This window comes from Thalassovita sp. ABM4_323, assembly GCF_056158665.1.
Genome location: NZ_JBSWTS010000007.1, coordinates 739566 through 760759 on the forward strand (window position 1 = coordinate 739566; position 21194 = coordinate 760759).

At 59.4% G+C, this 21194-nt stretch carries 18 protein-coding genes and 1 pseudogene; 5 read left to right on the forward strand and 14 right to left on the reverse strand.

The genetic code is table 11. From position 1 onward, the window contains the following. Nucleotide 1: 1 nt before the first annotated feature. The 10 genes from ACXADQ_RS05930 to ACXADQ_RS05975 are packed head-to-tail and all read right to left on the reverse strand — an operon-like array spanning nucleotide 2 to nucleotide 10859. Complete coding sequence (locus ACXADQ_RS05930; protein WP_475316654.1) at nucleotides 2-1066, reverse strand: EpsG family protein; 1065 nt, start codon at nucleotides 1064-1066, stop codon at nucleotides 2-4. After that, entirely contained in the window at nucleotides 1063-2022 is a 960-nt protein-coding gene (locus tag ACXADQ_RS05935; protein ID WP_475316661.1) for a polysaccharide deacetylase family protein, read from the reverse strand. The genes ACXADQ_RS05930 and ACXADQ_RS05935 overlap by 4 nt, the downstream gene beginning before the upstream one ends. Further along, on the reverse strand, nucleotides 2019-3197 hold the full coding sequence (locus ACXADQ_RS05940; RefSeq protein ID WP_475316666.1) for a carboxylate--amine ligase: 1179 nt from the start codon (nucleotides 3195-3197) through the stop codon (nucleotides 2019-2021). Before ACXADQ_RS05940 ends, ACXADQ_RS05935 begins: the two co-directional genes overlap by 4 nt. Further along, nucleotides 3194-4291, reverse strand: a complete 1098-nt coding sequence (locus tag ACXADQ_RS05945) for a glycosyltransferase family 4 protein (protein WP_475316672.1) — start codon at nucleotides 4289-4291, stop codon at nucleotides 3194-3196. The genes ACXADQ_RS05940 and ACXADQ_RS05945 overlap by 4 nt, the downstream gene beginning before the upstream one ends. Continuing rightward, nucleotides 4288-5487 (reverse strand): glycosyltransferase, encoded by a 1200-nt coding sequence (locus ACXADQ_RS05950; protein ID WP_475316677.1) that lies wholly within the window; start codon nucleotides 5485-5487, stop codon nucleotides 4288-4290. Before ACXADQ_RS05950 ends, ACXADQ_RS05945 begins: the two co-directional genes overlap by 4 nt. Further along, nucleotides 5484-6566: a glycosyltransferase family 4 protein gene (locus tag ACXADQ_RS05955; protein WP_475316682.1), complete on the reverse strand. Its 1083-nt coding sequence runs from the start codon at nucleotides 6564-6566 to the stop codon at nucleotides 5484-5486. The genes ACXADQ_RS05950 and ACXADQ_RS05955 overlap by 4 nt, the downstream gene beginning before the upstream one ends. Then, nucleotides 6563-7117 (reverse strand): acyltransferase, encoded by a 555-nt coding sequence (locus ACXADQ_RS05960; protein ID WP_475316688.1) that lies wholly within the window; start codon nucleotides 7115-7117, stop codon nucleotides 6563-6565. Before ACXADQ_RS05960 ends, ACXADQ_RS05955 begins: the two co-directional genes overlap by 4 nt. Nucleotides 7118-7147: 30 nt before the next feature. Continuing rightward, nucleotides 7148-8512 (reverse strand): flippase, encoded by a 1365-nt coding sequence (locus ACXADQ_RS05965; RefSeq protein ID WP_475316690.1) that lies wholly within the window; start codon nucleotides 8510-8512, stop codon nucleotides 7148-7150. Nucleotides 8513-8531: 19 nt separating this feature from the next. Next, the gene (gene tviB, locus ACXADQ_RS05970; protein ID WP_475316693.1) at nucleotides 8532-9803 is read right to left on the reverse strand and encodes a Vi polysaccharide biosynthesis UDP-N-acetylglucosamine C-6 dehydrogenase TviB; all 1272 of its coding nucleotides are present in this window, start codon (nucleotides 9801-9803) and stop codon (nucleotides 8532-8534) included. Between the two features lie 45 nt (nucleotides 9804-9848). After that, nucleotides 9849-10859 carry a GDP-mannose 4,6-dehydratase gene (locus ACXADQ_RS05975; RefSeq protein WP_475316695.1) on the reverse strand — a complete coding sequence of 337 codons (1011 nt, stop codon included), beginning with the start codon at nucleotides 10857-10859 and terminating at the stop codon, nucleotides 9849-9851. Between the two features lie 227 nt (nucleotides 10860-11086). Here ACXADQ_RS05975 and ACXADQ_RS05980 point away from each other — a divergent pair, with 227 nt between their 5' ends. Further along, nucleotides 11087-11419: a hypothetical protein gene (locus ACXADQ_RS05980; protein ID WP_475316698.1), complete on the forward strand. Its 333-nt coding sequence runs from the start codon at nucleotides 11087-11089 to the stop codon at nucleotides 11417-11419. A 45-nt stretch (nucleotides 11420-11464) separates the two neighbouring features. On the opposite strand, the gene ACXADQ_RS05985 is transcribed toward ACXADQ_RS05980, so the two are convergent. The 3 genes from ACXADQ_RS05985 to ACXADQ_RS05995 form a co-directional block, all read right to left on the reverse strand. Then, entirely contained in the window at nucleotides 11465-11704 is a 240-nt protein-coding gene (locus tag ACXADQ_RS05985; RefSeq protein ID WP_475316701.1) for a hypothetical protein, read from the reverse strand. Nucleotides 11705-12290: 586 nt separating this feature from the next. After that, on the reverse strand, nucleotides 12291-13079 hold the full coding sequence (locus ACXADQ_RS05990; RefSeq protein WP_475316704.1) for an IclR family transcriptional regulator: 789 nt from the start codon (nucleotides 13077-13079) through the stop codon (nucleotides 12291-12293). Continuing rightward, nucleotides 13072-13482: an acyl-CoA thioesterase gene (locus ACXADQ_RS05995; RefSeq protein WP_475316708.1), complete on the reverse strand. Its 411-nt coding sequence runs from the start codon at nucleotides 13480-13482 to the stop codon at nucleotides 13072-13074. The genes ACXADQ_RS05990 and ACXADQ_RS05995 overlap by 8 nt, the downstream gene beginning before the upstream one ends. A gap of 88 nt (nucleotides 13483-13570) precedes the next feature. On the opposite strand from ACXADQ_RS05995, the pseudogene ACXADQ_RS06000 reads away from it, so the two are divergent. The 4 genes and pseudogenes from ACXADQ_RS06000 to ACXADQ_RS06015 all read left to right on the forward strand — a co-directional run. Next, nucleotides 13571-14701 (forward strand): annotated as a pseudogene (locus ACXADQ_RS06000) (FAD-dependent monooxygenase); the annotation flags it as partial. Further along, complete coding sequence (locus ACXADQ_RS06005) at nucleotides 14675-16312, forward strand: benzoate-CoA ligase family protein (RefSeq protein WP_475326036.1); 1638 nt, start codon at nucleotides 14675-14677, stop codon at nucleotides 16310-16312. The pseudogene ACXADQ_RS06000 and the gene ACXADQ_RS06005, both read left to right, overlap by 27 nt. Nucleotides 16313-16370: 58 nt before the next feature. After that, complete coding sequence (locus tag ACXADQ_RS06010; protein WP_475316714.1) at nucleotides 16371-17411, forward strand: TRAP transporter substrate-binding protein; 1041 nt, start codon at nucleotides 16371-16373, stop codon at nucleotides 17409-17411. Nucleotides 17412-17766: 355 nt separating this feature from the next. Next, nucleotides 17767-20556, forward strand: a complete 2790-nt coding sequence (locus ACXADQ_RS06015) for a bifunctional aconitate hydratase 2/2-methylisocitrate dehydratase (RefSeq protein ID WP_475316722.1) — start codon at nucleotides 17767-17769, stop codon at nucleotides 20554-20556. 50 nt (nucleotides 20557-20606) lie between these two features. Here the strand turns inward: ACXADQ_RS06015 and ACXADQ_RS06020 are convergent, their stop codons facing one another. Next, on the reverse strand, nucleotides 20607-21128 hold the full coding sequence (locus ACXADQ_RS06020) for a glutathione peroxidase (protein WP_475316730.1): 522 nt from the start codon (nucleotides 21126-21128) through the stop codon (nucleotides 20607-20609). Between the last annotated feature and the right edge of the window lie 66 nt (nucleotides 21129-21194).

Here is a 21194-nt window from a genome sequence, read left to right on the forward strand (position 1 = left end):
CTCAGGCCCCTGTCAGCATCAGAAAACTAAAACTGCGATACGGATTATAGCAGGCCTCGGCATGGGACGACGTCAGGAACCATGACAGCTGATACAGCCCATAGGTGACCGCCGGCAACGCCCGGCCCAGCACAACCTGGTTGCGTGGGAAGATGCACCAGGACAGGTACACGAAGCTCAGGATACTGAACGGCATCACGTAGAAATTGATCCGATGCAGCGCGATCGATGAAAACACGGCCAATGGCATCAGGCTGAAGCAGATGATGACGAATAGCTTCAGCAACCCATAGACCTCGGGGAACTGATCGCGGAGGCGCCGGTGATAGGCCAGGAAAAACACCTGCGGGATCATGATCATGCCATACCGGATGATGGCCCCACTCGAGGTAATGGCCCCGTAGTTCTGCTCGATATAGCGGTCAGCATAAACGTCCAGCCGATCGCTCAGCAGATACACGGCCACTGGTGTCAGCAGCAGCACGCCAATCACGATTTGCCCGATATTGACTTTACGCCCAGCCAAGAAGGCCATGGGCAGGAACATGATCAACGAGCTGTGGAACTGCGCGCCCAGAATGATGAACAGCGCGGTCATCCAGCCCCGACCCCGCATGAAAAACACCGAGGCCACCATCAGCGCCGACACCGCCACCCCCTGACGAATACCCGACATGCCCAGCTGCACGATGATCACAGGGAACAGCAGCGCCAGAATCATGATCGGGCTGCGGTGCGCCCGCGCGAAATAGAAATATCCCAACACCATCAGCGCCGAGGCGCAAATATTCACCCACATATAATGCGCGCCCAGGGTCTTGAGGATCGCCGTCATCAGCGCATAGCCCGGTTCTTGTTCCACAAAGATCTCGGAGACATAGAGGCCGGGTAACGTGTCGGTATAGCGCAGGAAATAGGCCTTGAAATCGCAGCCCACGATATAGCGCGTTCCCATGAACCAAACCAGAAACAGGCTGATCGTCAGCAGCGTCGCCAGTGATCTGCGGTCCGGAATCGACAGGCCCAGCAACGAGAGAACCGTGAAGATGGTCAGGTAAGTGCTCATGGGGCGTCTCCGAACGCGCCCATGGTCACGCTTTGGAAATCATACTGGTCCCGCAAGCGCTTGAAGTGGCGCAGGATCGTTTCAAGCTGGGTCATGTTTTGCGCGGTATCTCTGCCCATATTGTGAGGGTGCCACCACAAGTGATAGCCGAGTCCAGATTTTGCGGCTTTTGTCATTTCGCGCTGGATTCGTCTCTGATGTAAGGTCGAATACAGGGGAAACCGCCGGTTCCAGGGCCGCAGAAAACGCGAGGCCGGAACATCCATAATCTCGTCGCCTTTGGGCAGTGCAAAACTGACCGGGCCAAGCAATGGCACAACCCCATCAAGGAACCGCAATCCACGCACCCAGGGTGTCAGCTCTTGGCCCGAACGCGGCCGATACACCGCCCCCGGCGGATTGCCCCGGATCACCCGCAGACCAAGATCCTGACAGATCGCCACGTGGTCCGGCCCCATCTGATTGCGAGGAAACACGATGGATTGCAGCGAATGCCCGGCCTCGGTCGCGATGGCGATGGCCGCAGCCAAATCCGCGCGCCAGGCCTCGGGCGTCATCCCGGGCTCAAGGGCATACACATGGCCGTAGCTATGCGTGGCGATTTCCTGCCCCCTGGTGCTGGCGATCTGATCCAGCAAGCTGCGGCCAAAGTGATGGGGATCCTCATCCTCGTCCGCGCCGATCTGGTCTAACGCGGGATAGGGGGACAGACGTGGGTTCTGATATTCCGGTAAAATCGCGGGCGCAAAGCGGCGCATTTCACCTTTGGTCCGGGCAAACAACAGCCCGACCGTGGCCCAGGTCGCCTGAATATCGTAGCGCGCGAACAGTTGCAGCATCTGAGGGATGGCTTGGCGTGCGCCCAGCACCGCATCGCCATAGTCAGCGACCGAGCGATGATCGCGCACGCCCCACATCAGCTCGAAATCCAGCGATATGACGAACCTCCCGCTCATCCGCGCCTCCGGCCGAGTCTTGTCCAGGCTTTGCCGACAAAGTTGCGTAACTCAGCCACGGCTGGCATCGGGTCGTCCCAGGCAAAGACTGCGCTGGTGCGTTTTTTCGCGGGGCCCGTCACCTGTATGTCCGGGCCAGGTAGGATGAAGCCCGGTTTCAGCAGATAAAACAGGCGCGAATACAGGTCTTTCAGCGCATAGCGCCAGCGAACGCCCTGTTTCTGGGGCTGTTCTGGCACCGGCGGCAGCCCGGCAAGATCTCGATATGCCGACAGCACCGTGGGCCGCCCGGCCGGATCTGTGATCGAAAACCACAGCGACGGGCGCACGTTGATTTCGATGATTTTCAACTGTCCATCGGGGCCTCGTTTGAACTCGGCGGCGGCGGTCCCCCGAAAGCCCAATCCTATCAGCAGGGCTTCGGCGATCTGCGCGCTGTCAGGTTCGTCATGGCTTTGCACGAGCGACGCCGAGCCAAACCCCGGCGGGAATTGGCGCAGTTTGCGCGCGGTGAAACCGTTCTGCACGCCTTGCGCGCTCAGATGCCCGCACCACAGGGTTATGTTGCTTTCTGGGCCTTCCACGATTTCCTGCACCAACAGCGTTCCCGCATCCGAGGGAATCCTGGACACTTTGGCCCTGTATTCGTCTCTGTTTCGGGCGATCCAACCCTTTTTGCCACCCATCCGGCCCTTTAGCAGCTGGATCAATGCGGGCTTAATCAGGCAGGGAAAACTGATCTGATCGTCGAGGGTCGCGATCTCTTTCTTGGGGCCGGACCACAGACGCGGATAGGCGACGCCATGCGCTTCGCACAGCCGATAGAAGCGTTCCTTGTCCATGATCTCGCGCGCGACGCCATCTTCATAGCTGGCCTGAAACCGAACATGGCGCGACAGCATGTCGGCGTTATCCATGATCAGATCCACATCCTGATCGGACGTTGCGATCAAGACAGGTTTCTCGCCGCCCTCTGGGAAGGCCGCGCATATCTTGTCGATCTTTTCGGCCGCCGAGCCATAGATCACCCGACGACAATAGCGCGAGGCCACCCCCGCCTGCGGCCCGTCCGCCACGCCAATAACCTTCACCCCGGCGCGACCAAGGGTGCGAACCACGTGCAATCCGGTGGGCGAAAGCCCCATCACAATGGCCGGAGGCAACGGTTCGGTCATAAGCGGTCCTCCAACACCCGATCAAACAGTTGGCGCATCTTGCCAGCGGTCGTTTCCAGATCAAAGCGGGTTTCCACCTCGGCCCGGGCAGCGGTTGCGATGCGTTGGCGCAAACCGGCATCTGTCAGCGCGGTTTCAAGCGCGCGGGTCCAATCCTCGGGCGTGCTGCACAAAAACCCGGTCTCACCATCCCGCAGAAGTTCGGTGTTATACCCAATTGCGGCGCAAACCGGCACCACGCCAGCGGCCATATAGGTGCGCGCCTTGCCCCCCGATTTCCCCTTGGCCCAATCCTCGGGCGGGAGGGGCATCAGGCCGATATCGAAATCCGCCAGAGCCTCCAGCTCGGCCTCCATCGACCAGTCGGACAGCTGCCAGGGCACCTCTTCCATCCGGAAATCACCGCCACCCATGATGCGAAATTGCGTCTCGGGGTGCCGTTTCGCGATGTCCTGCAATACAGGCGCGATCAAGTGCAGGTACTTCACTGTCGAGGGCGATCCCAGCCAGCCAATCGTCACCGGTTGATCGTTGGTATGCTCCGCGTGCATGGGGATCCGAGCAGTATCCTCGGCAACCTCCAGAGTTTCGGCCACGCCCCCCGCGTCGCGTGCAACATCCCGCAGCCAGTTATTCCCCGCAACGGTGCAATCAACGATGGTGAACAGCTGACGCACCTTGTCGGGCGAGCGGATCAGGCTGGCCAACGGCGAATAGCGGCTGGACTTGTGGATAAACAGCGCATCGTCATAGTCAAACATCAGCACCGCGCCGCGCCGTTTCAGCCAGCGTTCGACCATGGGCGGGCCAAAGGGCAGCAGCTCGCGTTGCAGGTAAATCAGGTCGTACTGGCGCCAGTTCCGCAACGCCCATAGACGGCGCAAAACCGCCCGAAATGTCGCCCAGATTTTGCGCCCGGTCCGACCGCGCTGCGTAGACAGCGCATACATATCTGTGTCCATCAGGCTCTGCACATCCGCCTGCACGCCTTTCTTTTTCAGAAAGGGCAGGTACTGAAACACCCGATACCGGGACGAGGCCCCCTGCACCGGATAGCGCGTCAGAAACAGAACCTTCAAAGGGCGCGGGGTCATTCGGCAAGCCTTTGATAGATGCTGTGATATTCTTCGATGGCCCCACCAAGCGAGAAACGCTCTTCGGCCGCGGTTCGGCATTTGGTCTGCATCTGCGGGTCGGTGGACAGGCTGATCAAGCGGTCCAGGGCCATATCCAGCCCGGACATGTCGACCCCCAGATTGGTGGTCGAGGGCAATGTCACCCCGGTTTGCGTCTGGGCGAAATCCTCTTCGACGTCCCCGCACCCGGCATTGGCCAGACACGGTTTGCCACAGGCCAGGAACTCGCCCATACGGGTCGGGCAAGAGGCACGTTTGGACCAAACAGGTTTGATAAAGAAGATCCCCGCATCCATGCGCCCGATCTGCTCGGCCACCTGATCAAAGGGCACCTGCCGGATTTCGACGCGCGACAGATCAACCCGGGCCTTATTCAGCTCGGACCGGATCAGGTCATGCCCACCTTTGTTAATGACCAGAAACCGCGCATCGGGGCGCAGTTCGAACAATCGGGCGACTGCCTGCGCGACCTCGGTGAACATGTACCAACTGCCAACCGATCCCACATAGCCCAGCGTAAACCCCTGCCGAGGCGTGGGCACCGGGTGAAACATATCCAGATTGGTGCAGGTCGGGATCACCGAAACAGGAGGCATGCGCCCCTGCAAATAGGGCATCTGCGTGATCTCGCGAACACCTGCGCGGGTCAGAGACACAACATGATCAGCCTGCTGGAACAGTTTGCGTTCGACCCGTTTGAAATAGCGATAAGGCAGTGATCCGGCGCGCCAGATCCCGCCCTCGACCCGTTCATCCGGCCAGAACCCGCGCATGTCAAAAATCAGCCGCGCGCCTGTGCGTTTCTTGACCGCCAGCCCGATCATCGAACCGATATAGCTGCGGCAATGTACCAGTTGGATATCGTTTTCCCGCACGATCCGAGTGGCCTGCGCGATGCCGCGATTGATGTCATAGATGGTCGCCGGAATGCCCGGTTTGCGATGCCAGATCCGGCGAGGCCAAACGACTCCGGCGGCTTTCAGGCGATTTTCAAGCTCGGCCAGACGCGCGGTATCGGTCAGGTTTTCGGGTTTTTCATAGCTGAGCACCACCATCTTGTGACGTGGCGCCAGGCCCAGCACATATTGCAAAACCTGGCTTTGTCCCAGCGGGTCCAGAAGACCTGTATAGGTAATATACAAGGCGCGTGTCATTGGCTTGGGGTCTCCAGACTTTGGCGGTAATAGGTCAGTAATCGGGCCGCGATTGCCGGTGCCGCGAACTGCGTTTCAGCCCGCTGTCGGGCCCGCCGACCAAGGGACAGGCGCCGTTCATCGCTGGCCAGCAGGTCGCTGATCGCCGTTGCCAAAGCGCGCGGGTCCTGCGGCGGCACCAAAACACCCGCGTCGCCCAGAACTTCGGGCAGCCCACCCGCTGTCGTGGCAATTACGGGGCGCGACACGGACATCGACTCGAGCGCGGTCATGCCAAACCCTTCAAAGCGCGAAGGCACCACGACCAGGTCGGCCGCGCCGATTTCCTGCATCATTTCTTTGTGGGTTACGGGGCCGGTGATCCGAACAGAGGGGGCCTTGGCCGCCAGGTCGGCCTGCAAAGGCCCGCCTCCGCAGAACACGGTTTCCACCGGAATTTGCAACAGCTCCAATGCTGCGATCATATCCGCGTGGCCCTTTTCCGGCACCAGGCGCCCGGGCACGACGATCCGAAACGGGGAATGTCGCTGCGCCGTCGGGACCTGAGATTCAGGCAGGGCAATCGGGTTATACAGCACCTGCACAGTGCGCAGCCCCAGCGCCTGTTCATAGTGGCGCGCCACGGCCGCCGAAACGCCGAACATGCCATCCATCCCGCGCGGATAGAGCACAGCGGCCAGCCGCTTCTTGATCCACAAGCCCAGCCCGGCCTTGTTGGCCCCGGCATAGGCGAGGTTGTGAAAGCTCACAAAACTGCGCGCCTGACCAAGCCGCAGGACCCGCATCAAGGCCGTGGTGACCGCAGGAAAATACAGATGCGCGTGAACAATATCGGCCCCGATGCGACCCGCCAGCCCTGCCAATGCCCGGGCGCGCGCGCGCAACGCCCATTTCCTGGCTTTGGGCAAGTGGTGCACCGGGATGCCCAGCGCCTCGAACTCCGGTTGCAGATCATAGGGCGCGTGCATCACCGCAAGCTCGACCGCGCAGCCCTGATCCCGCAGAGCAGGCAGCAGCGTCAGCAACACCTGCTCGGCCCCGCCCCGCCCAAGACTGTCGATCACGTGCAGCGCCTTCATGTGCCCGAACCTTTCAAGGCGCGCGCTGGCACGCCCCCGACCCTCGCGCCAGCAGGCACATCGCGCGTGACGACTGCCCCGGCTGCGATGACGGCCCCGTCGCCGATGGTGACCCCCTTGGTGATCGTCGCCTTGGCCCCGATCCAGACCTTGCGGCCAATTTTTATGGGGGCCGTGGTGAATTCCGTGGCCGAGACACCATCCGCGCCAACAACATGATCCTGATCCCGGATGGTGACATATTCGCCGATCTGGGTCCCTGCCCCGATCTTGATCTGTTCGCGCGCAGTGACAACACTGCCGAACCCAATGAACACGTCTTCGCCCAGGCGCAACTGCCCGAATTTGACAATGACCTGCGCATTGCGCGCGATCTGCGTTCCCGCCCCCAACAGGCACAGCCCGCCATCCGTCACCAACAGCACCGCGCCCCGCCCCGCGCTTACCCCAGCCCCAGAGCGCACCCCGGGGGCCAAGACCACGCGCAGACGATCCTGGATGCGGGCCAACCTGGTCCTAAAGAGGCGCAAAATCTGTTTGAGGTCAGGCATTTGCGATCTCCTTGGGCTTGGTTTGGGACGTCATACCTGCCTCCATGTCCATAGGCCCAGCACCGAGCTGTCCAAGCCAAGACACCGGCGCACCGACCACCACAACAACACATTCCAGGTAACGGTCGAGATCAGGGTCGCGGCGGCGGCGCCTTCGATCCCAAAATATGGGATCAGTATCAGGTTCAACACCACGTTCAGCAGCGCCGAGATCAGCATCCCGCGCATCGCGTGATTTTCATGCCCCGTCATATTTAGCAGCCCGACACAGGTGCCGAAAAATGCGCTGAGTGTCTGCCCCAAGGTCAGGATGACCATCGCTGTGGACCCGTCCGCAAACGCTGGGCCAAACACCAGCGACAGGATCGGTCCGCCCCAGATCGCAAACACCAACAGGACCGGAACAGCGGCCGCGAACCCCAGAACTGCGGTATAGGCGGCAAGGCGGGCCAACTGCCTTTGCTCGCCCACTTTGTGCATGGCCGCGATGCGCGGATTGGCGATCACGGCCAGAATCCCCAGGCCGGTCACTGTTAGCGAGGCGCCGGAATTGGCGATCTTGTATATCCCGACCTGTTCCGCAGTTTGCCACCATCCAAGCATCAGGAAATCAGCGTTTGCAGTGATGCTTTGGGCCCCGGCGATCAACGCCAGCGTCCAAACCGCGCGCGCCCAGGCCGGATCGGTCGTGCGATCGCGCGCGCCCAGAACGCCCTCGGGCCGCGCCCGCATCAACAACCCCAGCCCGGCAACAAAGGCCAGTGCGGCGGCTGTCAGGTGCAGCCCCATCACCCATTTGGGGGACAGCGTGATATTCCACATCAGGTATCCTGCCGCAACAAAGAGGATCAGCAAGGCAGGACGGATGAGCATCTCGGGCAGCATGCTCCAGACGACACGTCCCAAGCCATTCAGAGCGGCCGAACGTACTTGCGACAAAGCAATCAGCGGGATCAGCGGAATTCCAAGCAAGAACACCGGCCGGGCAGCCGGGGGCAGCACCGGAAAAAGGAAAACCCCGATCGCCGAGACCGCTCCGATCACAGCGGAAACCAGCAGGATCCTCCGCGTTGACCAATACCAGATCCCCCGCAGGCGCGGCCAATCCGCGACCGCGTTGGACTGAGCTGTTTCCCGCACGACCAGTGAGGGCAGCCCCATATGAACCGGCAGCCCCAGCAGGCTTATTGCGGCAAAGGCCAGCGTGTAGACTCCCAGACCCTCGGGGCCCATGACGCGCGCCAAAAGTACCGAGGTGGCCAGCGTCAATGCCAACCCGATCACGCGCAATGCCGCCGTCCCCAATCCTGTCCGCAGCAGTCCCGTCTGCTTGGCACGCGCACGCAGGACGGACGCGAGGCCTTGTCCTGAGTCACGAGAGTTTGCGGGTGTCATCGGTTGTGGCCTTTCAGGGTCAAAGCCTCAGATCGCTGTCTGACAGCTCAAAAACGTTCTTGAGGTCAAAGAACACGCTGTCTGAGCTGCCCAGCGCGCGGATATTATCAGCCCCCATCTCGCGGAACTGGCTATGCGCGACGGCCAGAACAATGCCGTCATAGCCTTGCTCGGGCGTGTCTTTCAGAGCGATACCGTATTCGGCCTGCGCCTCGTCGGCACTGACCCAAGGGTCGTGCACATCCACCTGCACACCGAAGGTCTCCAGCTCGGCGATCAGGTCAACCACTCGGGTGTTGCGCAGGTCGGGGCAATTTTCCTTGAACGCCAGCCCCATCACCAGCACCCGCGCGCCATTCACCTGGATTTTCTGGCGCAGCATGGATTTCACCAACTGACCCGCAGCATAGGCGCCCATGCCATCGTTGATCCGGCGCCCGGCCAGGATGACCTCGGGGTGATAGCCTTCGGCCTCGGCCTTGTGGGTCAAATAATAGGGATCGACGCCAATACAGTGCCCGCCCACCAGACCGGGACGGAAGGGCAGAAAATTCCATTTGGTGCCGGCGGCCTTCAGCACGGCCTCGGTATCAATCCCCATTTTCCCAAAAATGATCGCCAGTTCGTTCACCAGGGCGATGTTCAGGTCGCGCTGAGTGTTTTCGATCACCTTGGCGGCTTCGGCCACACGAATGGATTCAGCCATATAGGTGCCCGCTGTGACCACTTGGGCATAGAGCGCATCGATCTCGGCGGCGATTTCAGGGGTCGAACCCGACGTGACCTTCAGGATATCTGGCAAGCGGTGCAGCTTGTCGCCCGGATTGATCCGCTCGGGCGAATAGCCTGCGAAGAAATCTTCGTTGAACGTCAGCCCCGAGACCCGTTCCAGCACCGGCACGCAGTCCTCTTCGGTGGCGCCGGGATACACCGTGCTTTCGTAAATAACGATGTCGCCCTTTTTCAGCACCGCCCCCACCGTTTCCGAGGCCTTGATCAGCGGTGTCAGGTTGGGGCGTTTATGGGCATCAATCGGCGTGGGCACGGTCACGATAAATATCTGACAATCGGCCAGATCGGCTGGATCGGTGGTAAAGCTCAGCTGACCTGCCTCGGCCAGTTCTTCGGCGCTGACCTCAAGCGTGCTGTCATTTCCAGCCTGCAATTCGGCGATCCGGTCGGGCTTGATATCAAAGCCAACAACCGATCGCCTTTTGCCAAATTCCACGGCCAGCGGCAGACCCACATAGCCCAGCCCGATCACTGCGATTTTCTTGCTGCCTGATGTCATCGCCCTGTGTCCCTGTTGTTCTTGATTGATTGGCGGTTGGGTGGGTTATTTTTGGTAATACTCCCGGAACCATTCCACGAAGCGGGCAATCCCGTCACGGTAATCGGTCTTGGGCTGATAGCCCGTCAGCCGCCGCAGCAGGCTGGTATCAGCCCAAGCCGCAGGCACATCGCCGGTTTGCATGCCCATGTAGTTGCGGATCGCCTTTTGCCCCAGGCATTTTTCGATCTCGTCGATGAAATCCAGCAGGCGGATCTGTTCCGAGTTCCCGATATTGACGATCCGATAGGGCGCGACCGGGCTCAGGCTGTCACCCTCGGGCACAACCCCGTCCTCGGGGCGTTCGGGCACAGCATCCATCAACAGCTGGATCGCACGCACCAGATCATCGACATAGGTGAAATCGCGCGCCATTTCCCCGTTGTTGAAGATGTTGATCGGACGGCCATCCAGGATCGCGTCGACAAACAGGAACAACGCCAGATCGGGCCGTCCCCAGGTGCCATAGACACTGAAAAACCGGAACATCGTGACCGGCAGATCATAAAGATGCGCATAGGAATGCCCCATGCTCTCGGTCGCCTTTTTCGAGGCCGAGTAGATCGTCAGCTGGGTATCGGCCTTTTCCGTTTCGGTGAACGGCATGTCCTCGTTCGCCCCATAGACCGAGCTGGTCGAAGCCATCAGCAAATGGTCGATCTTCAGCCTGCGAGCATTCTCCATCACGTTGAACGTGCCGACGATATTGCTGTCTACGTAGGTACGCGGGAATTCCAGGCTATGACGGACCCCGGCCTGCGCGGCCAGATGCACCACAATCTGCGGCTGGAATTCGTCAAAGGCCTGCGTCAGCGTTTCCATATCCTCGAGCCGCGCAATAGTGACCGAGAAATTGGGGTTTTCCTGCAGCATCGCGTGGCGGCGGTTCTTCAGGTTGACATCATAATAATCGGTGACGGCGTCGTAGCCGTGAACTTGAAACCCCTCACTCAGCAACCGCTTGGCCAAGTGAAACCCGATAAATCCGGCCGTACCGGTAATGAGCACGCGACGCATGTTAAAAAGTCATCCTGGTGATTTGCCTGTATTAACGCCCGGTGAACCCGAGGCTGTTTTGTTTGTACACGTAGAATCGCACAGGCAGGGGTTCAAATGCAATCGCCAATTCGGTCTCTGCGGGCAGGAAATCACTTGAACGCCACGAAAAAACCACTTGTTCATGCGATGCATTCAACCAAGCAGATAATCATGCTATGTTTGGGCAACGATAACGGAGATCGAGCATGTTTTTCAGAACTCTGACGACCTTTGCGATTGTGGCGCTGGCAGGCACGGCCTCCGCACAGGACCGCACCCCAGAAGAGGCGATGCGCATCGCCAAAGAAAGCCGCATGTGCGGAGATTTCGAGATTCTGCGCGCGGAATGGCGTCGGCACGGTAATATCGGCGTGTTGTGCGAAGGGGTCGCGGCCGTACCGCCCTCGGCGGCTGGTATGGGCGAGGCGACCAACTTTGTCCCGCTGATCGGCGGTTTGGGCACGATCCTTGGCGGCGTTGGCGGCGCGGTCGTGGTAGGGGCTCTGGTCGGTGGATCCAGCACCTCGGACACCCAGTAACCTAGGCCAATACCCCGGGCAAATCCCTTTGGTTCATAAATTATCTCAGCACTGGGCGATGCCCAGACGAATAAGCTGCGCCCCATACATGGTGTAATATCCGTCGGATTTATACCGCCCCTCGGTCATGTACCAGTCGCGCAAGCGCGCCGGGTAATAAGACGCAATAACCGAAGACCAGTACTCGAACTGATGCGGCTTCAGAGGTTTGCCATGCGCGCTGGGCCCGTGGAAACCAAACTTGGTGTTGGGATCAACGCAGACATCCCCGGCCCCCAGATACATCGTGCAAGAGGACAGGCAGACCTTGCCACGGATCTCGACCCGCTGATGACGGGACTAAATCCTGGCGATCTCTTGAGCGCGATTTCCCACAACGCCACCACGGTCATTGTGAACAACGCGCACAACCATCGCATTCGGCCCGGCCTGGGCCATATTCGGATTCATTACACCAGCTATCGCCACGCTTAGGCAAAATGCCAAAGCCAGCGATCTGCGCAGGCAGCTACGCGCAGACGGAATTCTCATTTTTGCCTTTCCACGGGACTCATCTGCGGCCCCCACCGCAGAACGCCCGTTTCGTGGTCATATTTAACGTGCAGACGGGCTGACTTTAGGTCAGCACAAGCATACTGGCCATCTTTTTGTCACAATGCAAAACTTGTATTTTGACTTATCTAACTGATTTTTAATAATATTAATTAGTTGAAAGGTTAAGTTAACTGCCTCATTTCTGCCCCAATCGCGCCCCAATCGGCCCAAATGATCCAGATTGGCCACGATTTCACGAATCAAATCCCGCCGTTATTCGCAACGGTTGAATGAAACTTGCCCGCCAAGATACTGATTCAATGTGAGGTTTGTGACGTCAGCCGGTCTGGCGCTTCACCGATTTTTGCGCGCAAAAGTCGTGTAGGGCCTGCACCACCTCAGAGCCCGGCTTGACCATCGCCGGATCGGTCCCCACCAGTGTAATCACAGCCTGCGCCTCGTTTTGCCAATCCAGGACCGGCGCCGCGACCGCGACCAGACCGGGGATATACTCCCCTTTGACACAGGCGAACCCGTCCTTGCGGATTTGCGCCACCAACGTGTTCAGAGCCGTTTTGTTCGGCGTTACGTCCACCAGAATTCCGGGGTTCCGCGCGGCGCGGCGCAACTCTTTTTCGCGCTGAATGCTGATCGCACCGTCCGGAGCCCAGGCCAGAAAGGCGCGCCCCGTGGCCGAATTCAGCAAAGGCAGCGTTGTCCCCAATCCCATCGAGGTCACTGTGGGAATCTCGCCTCTTTGCCAGCGCACGATCGTCGCGCCTTCAGTGCCCCAAACCGCCAGCAAAGCCGTCACCCCGGTCCGCGCTGCCAGATCAGGCAGCCCATCCGCTGCGGCATTCACGAAATCGTGGCGCGCCAACGCCGACAGGCCCAGCTGAAGCGCACCGGGCCCCAGATCATATTGCCCCGAGCGCCCCTCCTGCCGGACCAGATCAGCATGGATGAACGAGGCCAGATAGCGATGCACCTTGCTGGGCGGCATCCCGCAATCCCTGGCAATCTCGGACAGGCTGGCCGGGCCATTCAATGCGCTGAGATGCAGCAATACACTCAGCGCCGAATCCAACGATTTGATCCCTTGTCCGGCGCCTTGTTCGTCAGCCATTCAAACGCTCCTCAAGCCGGGATCGCAGCGCCAGCGTGTTGTCGGCGCTTATCCCCTTATCCGTTTTCCTGAAAATGCACCGCACTTCGGTGCCTGTAAAGCACAGCCGATCACCCACTCGGGTTTCATAGCGCACCGTCAACGCCCGCGCGCCCCATTCGATGTCCATCAGGCGAATCGACAGGGCGTCCCGGTCCCTCATGGGGGATTTGAACTGAGCCGAAGCATCCGCAAGACCCAAACCAACTGATCCGATCTCTTGGCAGATTTTCGCATGACCTCCGGCCCGGGACAGCATGTCATGAAAACAGGCATCCATCCAGCGGAAGCTATTGGGATAAAACACGATTCCGGCGGGATCGCAGTCGCCGAAAGTGACGGTATGGGCAAGCGTATGCAGCATCTTCATTTTTCCGTATTATAAAACTTATTGCGTAATTTGTAATTCTATCTTACCCCTTTATGAAAGTCGACAGATTACGGGAGGGATCATGTCCAAGCTGTCCAACATTGAAATTCTCGGCGGGGGACCCGCTGGCCTGTACACGGCGATCCTGATCCGGCGGCTGTTGCCGGACGTCCAGGTTCGCGTGACCGAGCAAAACCCCGAAGGCGCGACCTTTGGCTTTGGCGTGGTGTTTTCCGATCGCGCGCTAGAGTTCCTGAAGGCCGACGACCCTGAAACCCACGACCTGATCGTTCCGCAGATGGAGCGCTGGCAGAACATGACCCTGAACCTGCCAGAAGGACAGGTCACGCTGGACGGTGTGGGCTTTACCGCCATCGGGCGGCTGGAACTGATCGAGATCCTCAAGGATCGTGCCCGTGCCTTGGGTGTGCCAATCCGGTTTGAGACTCAGATTGATGATCTGGACGAGCTAGAGGCCGATCTGGTGATTGGTGCGGACGGGCTGAACTCTTTGGCGCGTCAATCGCTGGAACAGCACTTCAAACCCACGATCGAGCATTTCGACAACCACTTCGCCTGGTTTGGCGCGACTGTGCCTTTTGATACGCTGACTCAGACCTTTATCAACACCGACAAGGGACCGCTGAACGCGCACCACTATCGCTATGCGCCTGATCGCAGCACTTTCATCGTGGAATGCAGCGACGACGTCTATCAGGCCTATGGCTTTGACCAGATGAGCGAAGAAGAAAGCGCCAAACTGTGTGGCGAGCTGTTCAAGGACGTGCTGAAAGGCACCGATCTGGTCATCAACAAATCCATGTGGCGGCAATTCCCGCGTCTTTGGTGTGACAGCTGGATCGCACCCAAAGTCGCCATTCTGGGTGATGCAGTGCACACCGCGCATTTCTCGATCGGGTCGGGCACACGGCTGGCGATGGAGGATGCCATTGCCCTGGTCCATGCGTTGAAAGACAACGAAAGCGTAGAGGCCGCTTTGCAGACCTATCAGGCCGAGCGTCCTCCGGTTGCGAAAAAGATCGTGGATGCGGCCAATACCTCGGCCACTTGGTACGAGAGTTTCGGCGAAAAGATGGACCTGCCACCGCTGGATTTCGCCTTTAACTATCTGACACGATCCGGCCGTGTGGACATGGAGCGGATGCGCCAGATCACCCCGCAGTTCATGGCGCAATACGATGCGTACAAGGCGGCCCAACCGGACCCTATCGTTGACCCCGTGCCCGCAGGTGTACCGGGGTCTGCCGAGATCGGCTTTGACATAGCAGATCATCCCAACTGCTCTGAAATCCTGTGGCAAAACGCGACGCGTAATCCTGACAAGCTGGCCGTGATTGGCCCCAAGGGCAGCCTGACCTATGCCCAGCTGATCGCCGAGGCCGCCAAGTGGGGGAATGCCTTTACCCAGGCGGGGCTGAAACGGGGCGAGCGGATCGCGTTCTTCCTGGACGACACGCCCAGCTATCCGGCCGCGTTTTTTGGGGCGGTTCGGGCTGGATTCGTGCCTGTTTTGCTGAATATTCAGACCAAGCCGGACGTGTTGAATTACTTCTTGCAGGATACCGGCGCGCGGTTCGCCGTGACCGAGGCCGAGCTGGCCCCGGTATTCACCGGTGCGACCATCGCGGGGACGGATCTTCAGACCATTATCACCGTGAATGGCACCTCGGGCGATTGCATTGCAGATCATGAATTCCTGGCTGGGCAATCCGCAGTTCTGAACTGCGCTGATACCGGACCCGGGGACATGGCCTTCTGGATGTATTCCTCGGGCTCGACCGGGCGGCCCAAAGGGATCGTCCATCTGCATCACGACATGGCCTATACCCAGCAGTCCTTTGGCCAACATGTGCTGAAACTACAGCTGGACGACATCGCCTTTTCGGTGCCGAAAACCTATTTCGCCTATGGGTTCGGGAACTCGGTCACCTTCCCTTATTCGGTGGGGGCGACCGTGCTGCTGTTGCCCGGCCAACCACGCCCGGATGCGGTATTGGACGCGATCGAGACCTACAAACCGACCGTGCTGTTTGGCTTGCCGACGCTCTATACCGCGTTGGCCCGGTCTGAAAACGTGGAAAATCGGGATCTGTCGTCTTTGCGCCAGTCCATGTCAGCGGCCGAGATCCTGTCCGAAGATGTCTATGACGCGTGGAAATCCCTCGCAGGACACGGCCCAACCGAGGGGCTGGGCTCGACCGAAATGTTGCATGTCTACCTGTCCAATAGCCTGGATGATCATCGTCTGGGAGCCGCCGGAGCCCGCGTGCCGGGTTATGAGGTGCGTCTGGAAACGCCCGACGGACAGCCCGCCAAACCCGGAGAGGAAGGTGTGATGTTCGTGCGCGGCCATTCTTCGGCGCCGCAGTATTGGAACCGCCCGGACAAAACGGCTGACACTATGCGTGGCGAGTGGATCTATACAGGCGACCGCTTCATTGAACGGGATGGCTACTACTATTTCCAGGGCCGTGCGGACGAGTTGATCAAGGTGTCCGGACAATGGGTCTGGCCGCTCGAGGTCGAACGTTGCCTGAACGAACACCCCGACGTGCATGAATGCGCGGTGCTGGCGCAAGAGCTGGCCGACAAACGCATGGCATTGCGCGCCGTGGTGGCGCTGAAATCGGGCCGATCTGCAGGTGCGGACGAAACCGACCATCTGCGCGACTACGTCAAGTCGGTTCTGACGCCGTTCAAGGCCCCGCGCCTGTTCGACTATGTCGACGAGCTGCCCAAGACGGGAACAGGCAAGATCGACCGGCAGGCGTTGATCCAGATGACGGACGACCAAGCCGCCTAATCACTGCCTAATCACTGGCCCCGCGCAGGGCCACACATGTTCATTCAGGGAGGAAACAATGAACACTATCCGACGCACGATGCTTGCGGGCTTGACCGCTGCAACGGCCTTGTTTGCCAGCAACGCCTTTGCCGCCGAAATCACGCTGAAACTGCATCAATTTCTGCCGCAACAGGCCAACGTCCCGCGCCTGGTGCTGGACGAGTGGATCAAGCGGATCGAGGCCGGCACGGAGGGCCGGGTGAAGATCGAGCATTACCCCTCGATGCAGCTGGGGGGCAAACCGCCCGAACTGATGGCTCAGGTCGAAGACGGCATTGTCGATCTGGCCTGGACCGTGAACGGTTTCACACCCGGCCGCTTTCCGCGCTCCGAGGTGTTTGAGCTGCCGTTCCTGATGACCAATGCCGAGGCCACCAGCCGCGCCTATTGGGAATTGTTCGAAAAGGAAATGAAGGACACCGATTATCGTCGCGTCCACCTGATCGGCGCCTGGGTTCATGGCCCCGGCATGTTGCACACCAACAAACCGGTACGCACGATGCAGGACATGACCGGGATGAAGTTCCGCATCCCCAGCCGCATGGCCGGGTTCCTGTTGGAAAATCTTGGCGCTGTGCCGATCGGCATGCCGGTCACTGCGATCCCCGAGGCTCTGTCCAAAGGCGTGATCGACGGGGCTGTGATCCCGTGGGAGGTCACGACCGCCCTGAAAGTCCCCGAACTGGTGCATAACCACACCGAATTTGCGGATGGATTTGCCTTTTACACGCTGACCTTCACGCTGGCGATGAACAAGGACCGCTATGAAAGCCTGCCCGACGACATCAAGGCCGTGTTCGACGCCAACTCGGGCATCGAGTTCTCGGCATTTGCCGGTGCGCAACAGGCCGGCGCGGATGGTCCGGCCCGTCAAAAGGCCGTGGATGCCGGGAACATGGTCATTACGGTTTCGGCCGAAGACAGCGAGAAGTGGAAGGCCTTCGCCCAGCCTGTCTATGACCGTTGGGTCGAAGATGTCACCGCGAAAGGGATCGACGGCGCGGCCCTATTGGCCGAGGCCAAGGCATTGATCCAGAAACACACCGACGGGAAGTAATCTTCCTGTCATCCCGTGGGGGTAAGGCCGGCCTTAGGGTCGGCCTTACTTTTTGCGCACCATTCTTTTCCACAGAATTTCGAGCGGATGACCTGTGGCTTGCGGCATAGCGCGCGTTGACCAGAAAAGCCTTGATTGCAGGCGGAAACGGCTTCTATAGACAACCATTCCTTCACCACGTGGCATTAGGAATTGGGCGATAGATACAAATGGGGCATCATGTCACGATCCTGTATCTTGCATCCCGACCCCTTTTGGTATACCACGGCATGCAGCCAGCTTTTCCCGGGCTCGCCAGACGAATCTGAAGCCCGGTCTCCAAGCTTTAATCTTACACTCAGACGCCGGAATCATCATGAGCTTGTATTCAGATTACCTTACCGAGATTGAGACCCGTAAAGAACAGGGTCTGCACCCCAAGCCCATCGACGATGGTGCCCTGGTCAGCGAATTGATCGCCCAGATCAAAGACACCGGGAACGAGCATCGCGACGCTTCGTTGAACTTTTTCATCTATAACACCCTGCCCGGCACCACGAGCGCCGCAGGTGTAAAGGCGCAGTTCCTGAAAGCCATCATTCTGGGCCAGGAAACCGTTGCCGAAATCACCCCGGCCTATGCGTTTGAACTGCTGTCGCACATGAAGGGCGGTCCCTCGATCGCGGTGCTGCTGGACATCGCCCTGGGCGATGACGCCGCGCTGGCCGCTGATGCCGCCGAAGTGCTGAAGACGCAGGTCTTCCTGTACGAAGCCGACATGGACCGCCTGGCCGAGGCCCACGGCGCGGGCAACGCTGTCGCCACGGACATTCTGGAAAGCTATGCCAAGGCTGAGTTCTTCACCAAGCTGCCCGATGTCGAAGAAGAGATCAAAGTTGTCACCTATATCGCCGCCGAAGGCGATATCTCGACCGACCTGTTGTCGCCCGGCAACCAGGCCCACAGCCGCGCCGACCGTGAACTGCACGGCAAATGCATGATCACCCCCGAAGCTCAGGCTGAAATCCAAGAGCTGCAAAAAGCCAACCCCGGCGCCCGCGTCATGCTGATCGCGGAAAAAGGCACCATGGGTGTGGGTTCGTCGCGTATGTCGGGTGTGAACAACGTCGCGCTGTGGACCGGTAAACAGGCCTCGCCCTACGTTCCCTTCGTGAACATTGCCCCTGTTGTGGCCGGCACCAATGGTATCTCGCCGATCTTCCTGACCACCGTGGGCGTGACCGGCGGCATCGGTCTGGACCTTAAAAACTGGGTCAAGAAAACCGACGCCGACGGCAACACCGTCATGGACGAAAACGGCGATCCCGTGCTGGAGCAGGTCTACTCGGTCGAAACCGGCAAGGTTCTGACGATCAACACCAAAGACAAGAAGCTGTACGACGCCGATGGCGCCGAGCTGGTCGACATCTCGGGCGCGCTGACCCCGCAGAAGGTCGAATTCATCAAAGCGGGCGGTTCCTACGCTGTGGTCTTTGGTAAAAAGCTGCAAACATTCGCTGCTGAAGCCCTGGGTCAGGACCTGAAATCGGCCTATGCGCCCTCGAAAGAGGTGGCGATCGAAGGCCAGGGTCTGACCGCGGTTGAAAAGATCTTTAACCGCAATGCACGTGGCACCACCCCCGGTACGGTTCTGCACGCCGGTTCGGACGTGCGTGTTCAGGTCAACGTGGTTGGCAGCCAGGACACCACTGGTCCGATGACCGCCCAAGAGCTGGAGGCCATGGCCGCCACCGTGATCTCGCCGTCGGTTGACGCCGGGTATCAGTCGGGCTGTCACACCGCGTCGGTTTGGGATCTGAAGGCTCAGGCCAACATCCCCAAGCTGATGAGCTTTATGAACAACTTCGGCCTGATCACCGCGCGTGACCCGCAGGGTGAATACCACGCCATGACCGACGTGATCCACAAAGTGCTGAACGACATCACCGTGGACGATTGGGACATCATCATCGGCGGCGACAGCCACACCCGTATGTCCAAAGGCGTCGCGTTTGGCGCGGACTCGGGCACCGTTGCTCTGGCGCTGGCCACCGGCGAAGCCACCATGCCGATCCCGGAATTGGTCAAGGTGACCTTCAAAGGCACCATGAAAGACCACATGGATTTCCGGGACGTGGTGCACGCCACCCAGGCGCAGATGCTGAAACAGCACGGCGACAACGTGTTCCAGGGCCGCATCATCGAGGTGCATATCGGCACTCTGCTGGCGGACCAGGCGTTCACCTTCACCGACTGGACGGCCGAGATGAAAGCCAAGGCCTCGATCTGTATCTCGAATGACGACACGCTGATCGGCTCGCTGGAGCTGGCCAAATCGCGTATCCAGATCATGATCGACAAAGGCATGGACAACGAAGCGCAGACCCTGCAGGGCCTGATCGACAAAGCCGACAAGCGCATCGCCGAAATCCAGTCGGGTGACAAGCCCGCCCTGTCGCCCGATGACAGCGCCAAGTACTTTGCCGAAGTTGTCGTCGATCTGGACGAAATCAACGAACCGATGATCGCAGACCCCGACGTGAACAACGCCGACGTCTCCAAGCGCTATACCCACGACACCATCCGCCCGATCTCGTTCTACAAGGCCGAGAAAAAAGTGGACCTGGGCTTTGTGGGCTCGTGCATGGTGCACAAGGGCGACATGAAGATCGTCGCTCAGATGCTGAAGAACCTGGAAAAGGTTCAAGGCGAGGTCAAGTTCAACGCGCCGTTGGTCGTGGCTGCCCCCACATACAACATCATCGACGAGATGAAGGCCGAGGGTGATTGGGAAATCCTGCAGAAATACTCGGGCTTCGAGTTCGACGATCTGGCCCCGAAAAGCACCGCCCGCACCGAGTACGAGAACATCCTGTACCTGGAGCGTCCCGGCTGTAACCTGTGCATGGGTAACCAGGAAAAGGCCGCCAAGGGCGACACCGTTCTGGCCACCTCGACCCGCCTGTTCCAGGGCCGCGTCGTGGAAGACAGCGCCGAGAAGAAGGGTGAATCGCTGCTGGCCTCGACCCCGGTTGTGGTTCTGTCGGCCATCCTGGGCCGCACCCCGACCATCGAGGAATACAAGGTCGCCGTTGAAGGCATCGACCTGACCAAATTTGCCCCGCCCAAGGAAATCCCGGGCACCGCACGTTCGGTCCATTTCTAAGGCTTGGCCACATATGAAACGAAAGAAGCGCCAGTTTGGCGCTTCTTTTTTTATTTCAGCAGGTCTTCGATGTCCTGCCGAATTCGAGCCGAGCTGGGGTTGGTATTTGATCCATAAGTCTGGACCACGCCGCCATCAGGGCCAATCAGCACCTTGTTAAAGTTCCATTTGGGGGCAAAGCCAGCCTCGGCCTTCAACGAGCGATAAAACGGATGCGCATCGCGGCCCCGGACATGCGTGATCACGGTCATGGGCATGTCGATCCCATATTGCAGCTCGCAAAACTCTTTGACCTCGGCATTGCTGGACAATTCCTGCCGGAAATCGTTCGAGGGCACCGCCAGCACGATCAGCCCACGGTCGCGATAGGTGTCATACAGCGCCTGCAGGCCACTATACTGCTTGGTAAAGCCGCACCGAGACGCTGTATTGACCACCAGCACCGGCTGACCCGTCCATTGCGACAGGGACAGCGTGCCGCCGTCGATTGACTCAAACGGCGCGTCCAGTTCCAAAGCACTGGCTTGCAGGGCGGTTAACATCACCGCCAGGATCGCGAAAATTCGGGTCATTTGCGTACCTCCTTTTTCAGGATACGCGACCACGAACCGTTTGGACCAAAGAAAAACCGGCCTGAT

Bases quoted from the DNA above. Each gene is read 5' to 3' on its own strand.
- ACXADQ_RS05930 (WP_475316654.1), bottom strand. From the start codon at position 1,066: ATGAGCACTTACCTGACCATCTTCACGGTTCTCTCGTTGCTGGGCCTG.
- ACXADQ_RS05935 (WP_475316661.1), bottom strand. From the start codon at position 2,022: ATGAGCGGGAGGTTCGTCATATCGCTGGATTTCGAGCTGATGTGGGGC.
- ACXADQ_RS05940 (WP_475316666.1), bottom strand. From the start codon at position 3,197: ATGACCGAACCGTTGCCTCCGGCCATTGTGATGGGGCTTTCGCCCACC.
- ACXADQ_RS05945 (WP_475316672.1), bottom strand. From the start codon at position 4,291: ATGACCCCGCGCCCTTTGAAGGTTCTGTTTCTGACGCGCTATCCGGTG.
- ACXADQ_RS05950 (WP_475316677.1), bottom strand. From the start codon at position 5,487: ATGACACGCGCCTTGTATATTACCTATACAGGTCTTCTGGACCCGCTG.
- ACXADQ_RS05955 (WP_475316682.1), bottom strand. From the start codon at position 6,566: ATGAAGGCGCTGCACGTGATCGACAGTCTTGGGCGGGGCGGGGCCGAG.
- ACXADQ_RS05960 (WP_475316688.1), bottom strand. From the start codon at position 7,117: ATGCCTGACCTCAAACAGATTTTGCGCCTCTTTAGGACCAGGTTGGCC.
- ACXADQ_RS05965 (WP_475316690.1), bottom strand. From the start codon at position 8,512: ATGACACCCGCAAACTCTCGTGACTCAGGACAAGGCCTCGCGTCCGTC.
- tviB (WP_475316693.1), bottom strand. From the start codon at position 9,803: ATGACATCAGGCAGCAAGAAAATCGCAGTGATCGGGCTGGGCTATGTG.
- ACXADQ_RS05975 (WP_475316695.1), bottom strand. From the start codon at position 10,859: ATGCGTCGCGTGCTCATTACCGGTACGGCCGGATTTATCGGGTTTCAC.
- ACXADQ_RS05980 (WP_475316698.1), top strand. From the start codon at position 11,087: ATGTTTTTCAGAACTCTGACGACCTTTGCGATTGTGGCGCTGGCAGGC.
- ACXADQ_RS05985 (WP_475316701.1), bottom strand. From the start codon at position 11,704: ATGTATCTGGGGGCCGGGGATGTCTGCGTTGATCCCAACACCAAGTTT.
- ACXADQ_RS05990 (WP_475316704.1), bottom strand. From the start codon at position 13,079: ATGGCTGACGAACAAGGCGCCGGACAAGGGATCAAATCGTTGGATTCG.
- ACXADQ_RS05995 (WP_475316708.1), bottom strand. From the start codon at position 13,482: ATGCTGCATACGCTTGCCCATACCGTCACTTTCGGCGACTGCGATCCC.
- ACXADQ_RS06005 (WP_475326036.1), top strand. From the start codon at position 14,675: ATGGCGCAATACGATGCGTACAAGGCGGCCCAACCGGACCCTATCGTT.
- ACXADQ_RS06010 (WP_475316714.1), top strand. From the start codon at position 16,371: ATGAACACTATCCGACGCACGATGCTTGCGGGCTTGACCGCTGCAACG.
- ACXADQ_RS06015 (WP_475316722.1), top strand. From the start codon at position 17,767: ATGAGCTTGTATTCAGATTACCTTACCGAGATTGAGACCCGTAAAGAA.
- ACXADQ_RS06020 (WP_475316730.1), bottom strand. From the start codon at position 21,128: ATGACCCGAATTTTCGCGATCCTGGCGGTGATGTTAACCGCCCTGCAA.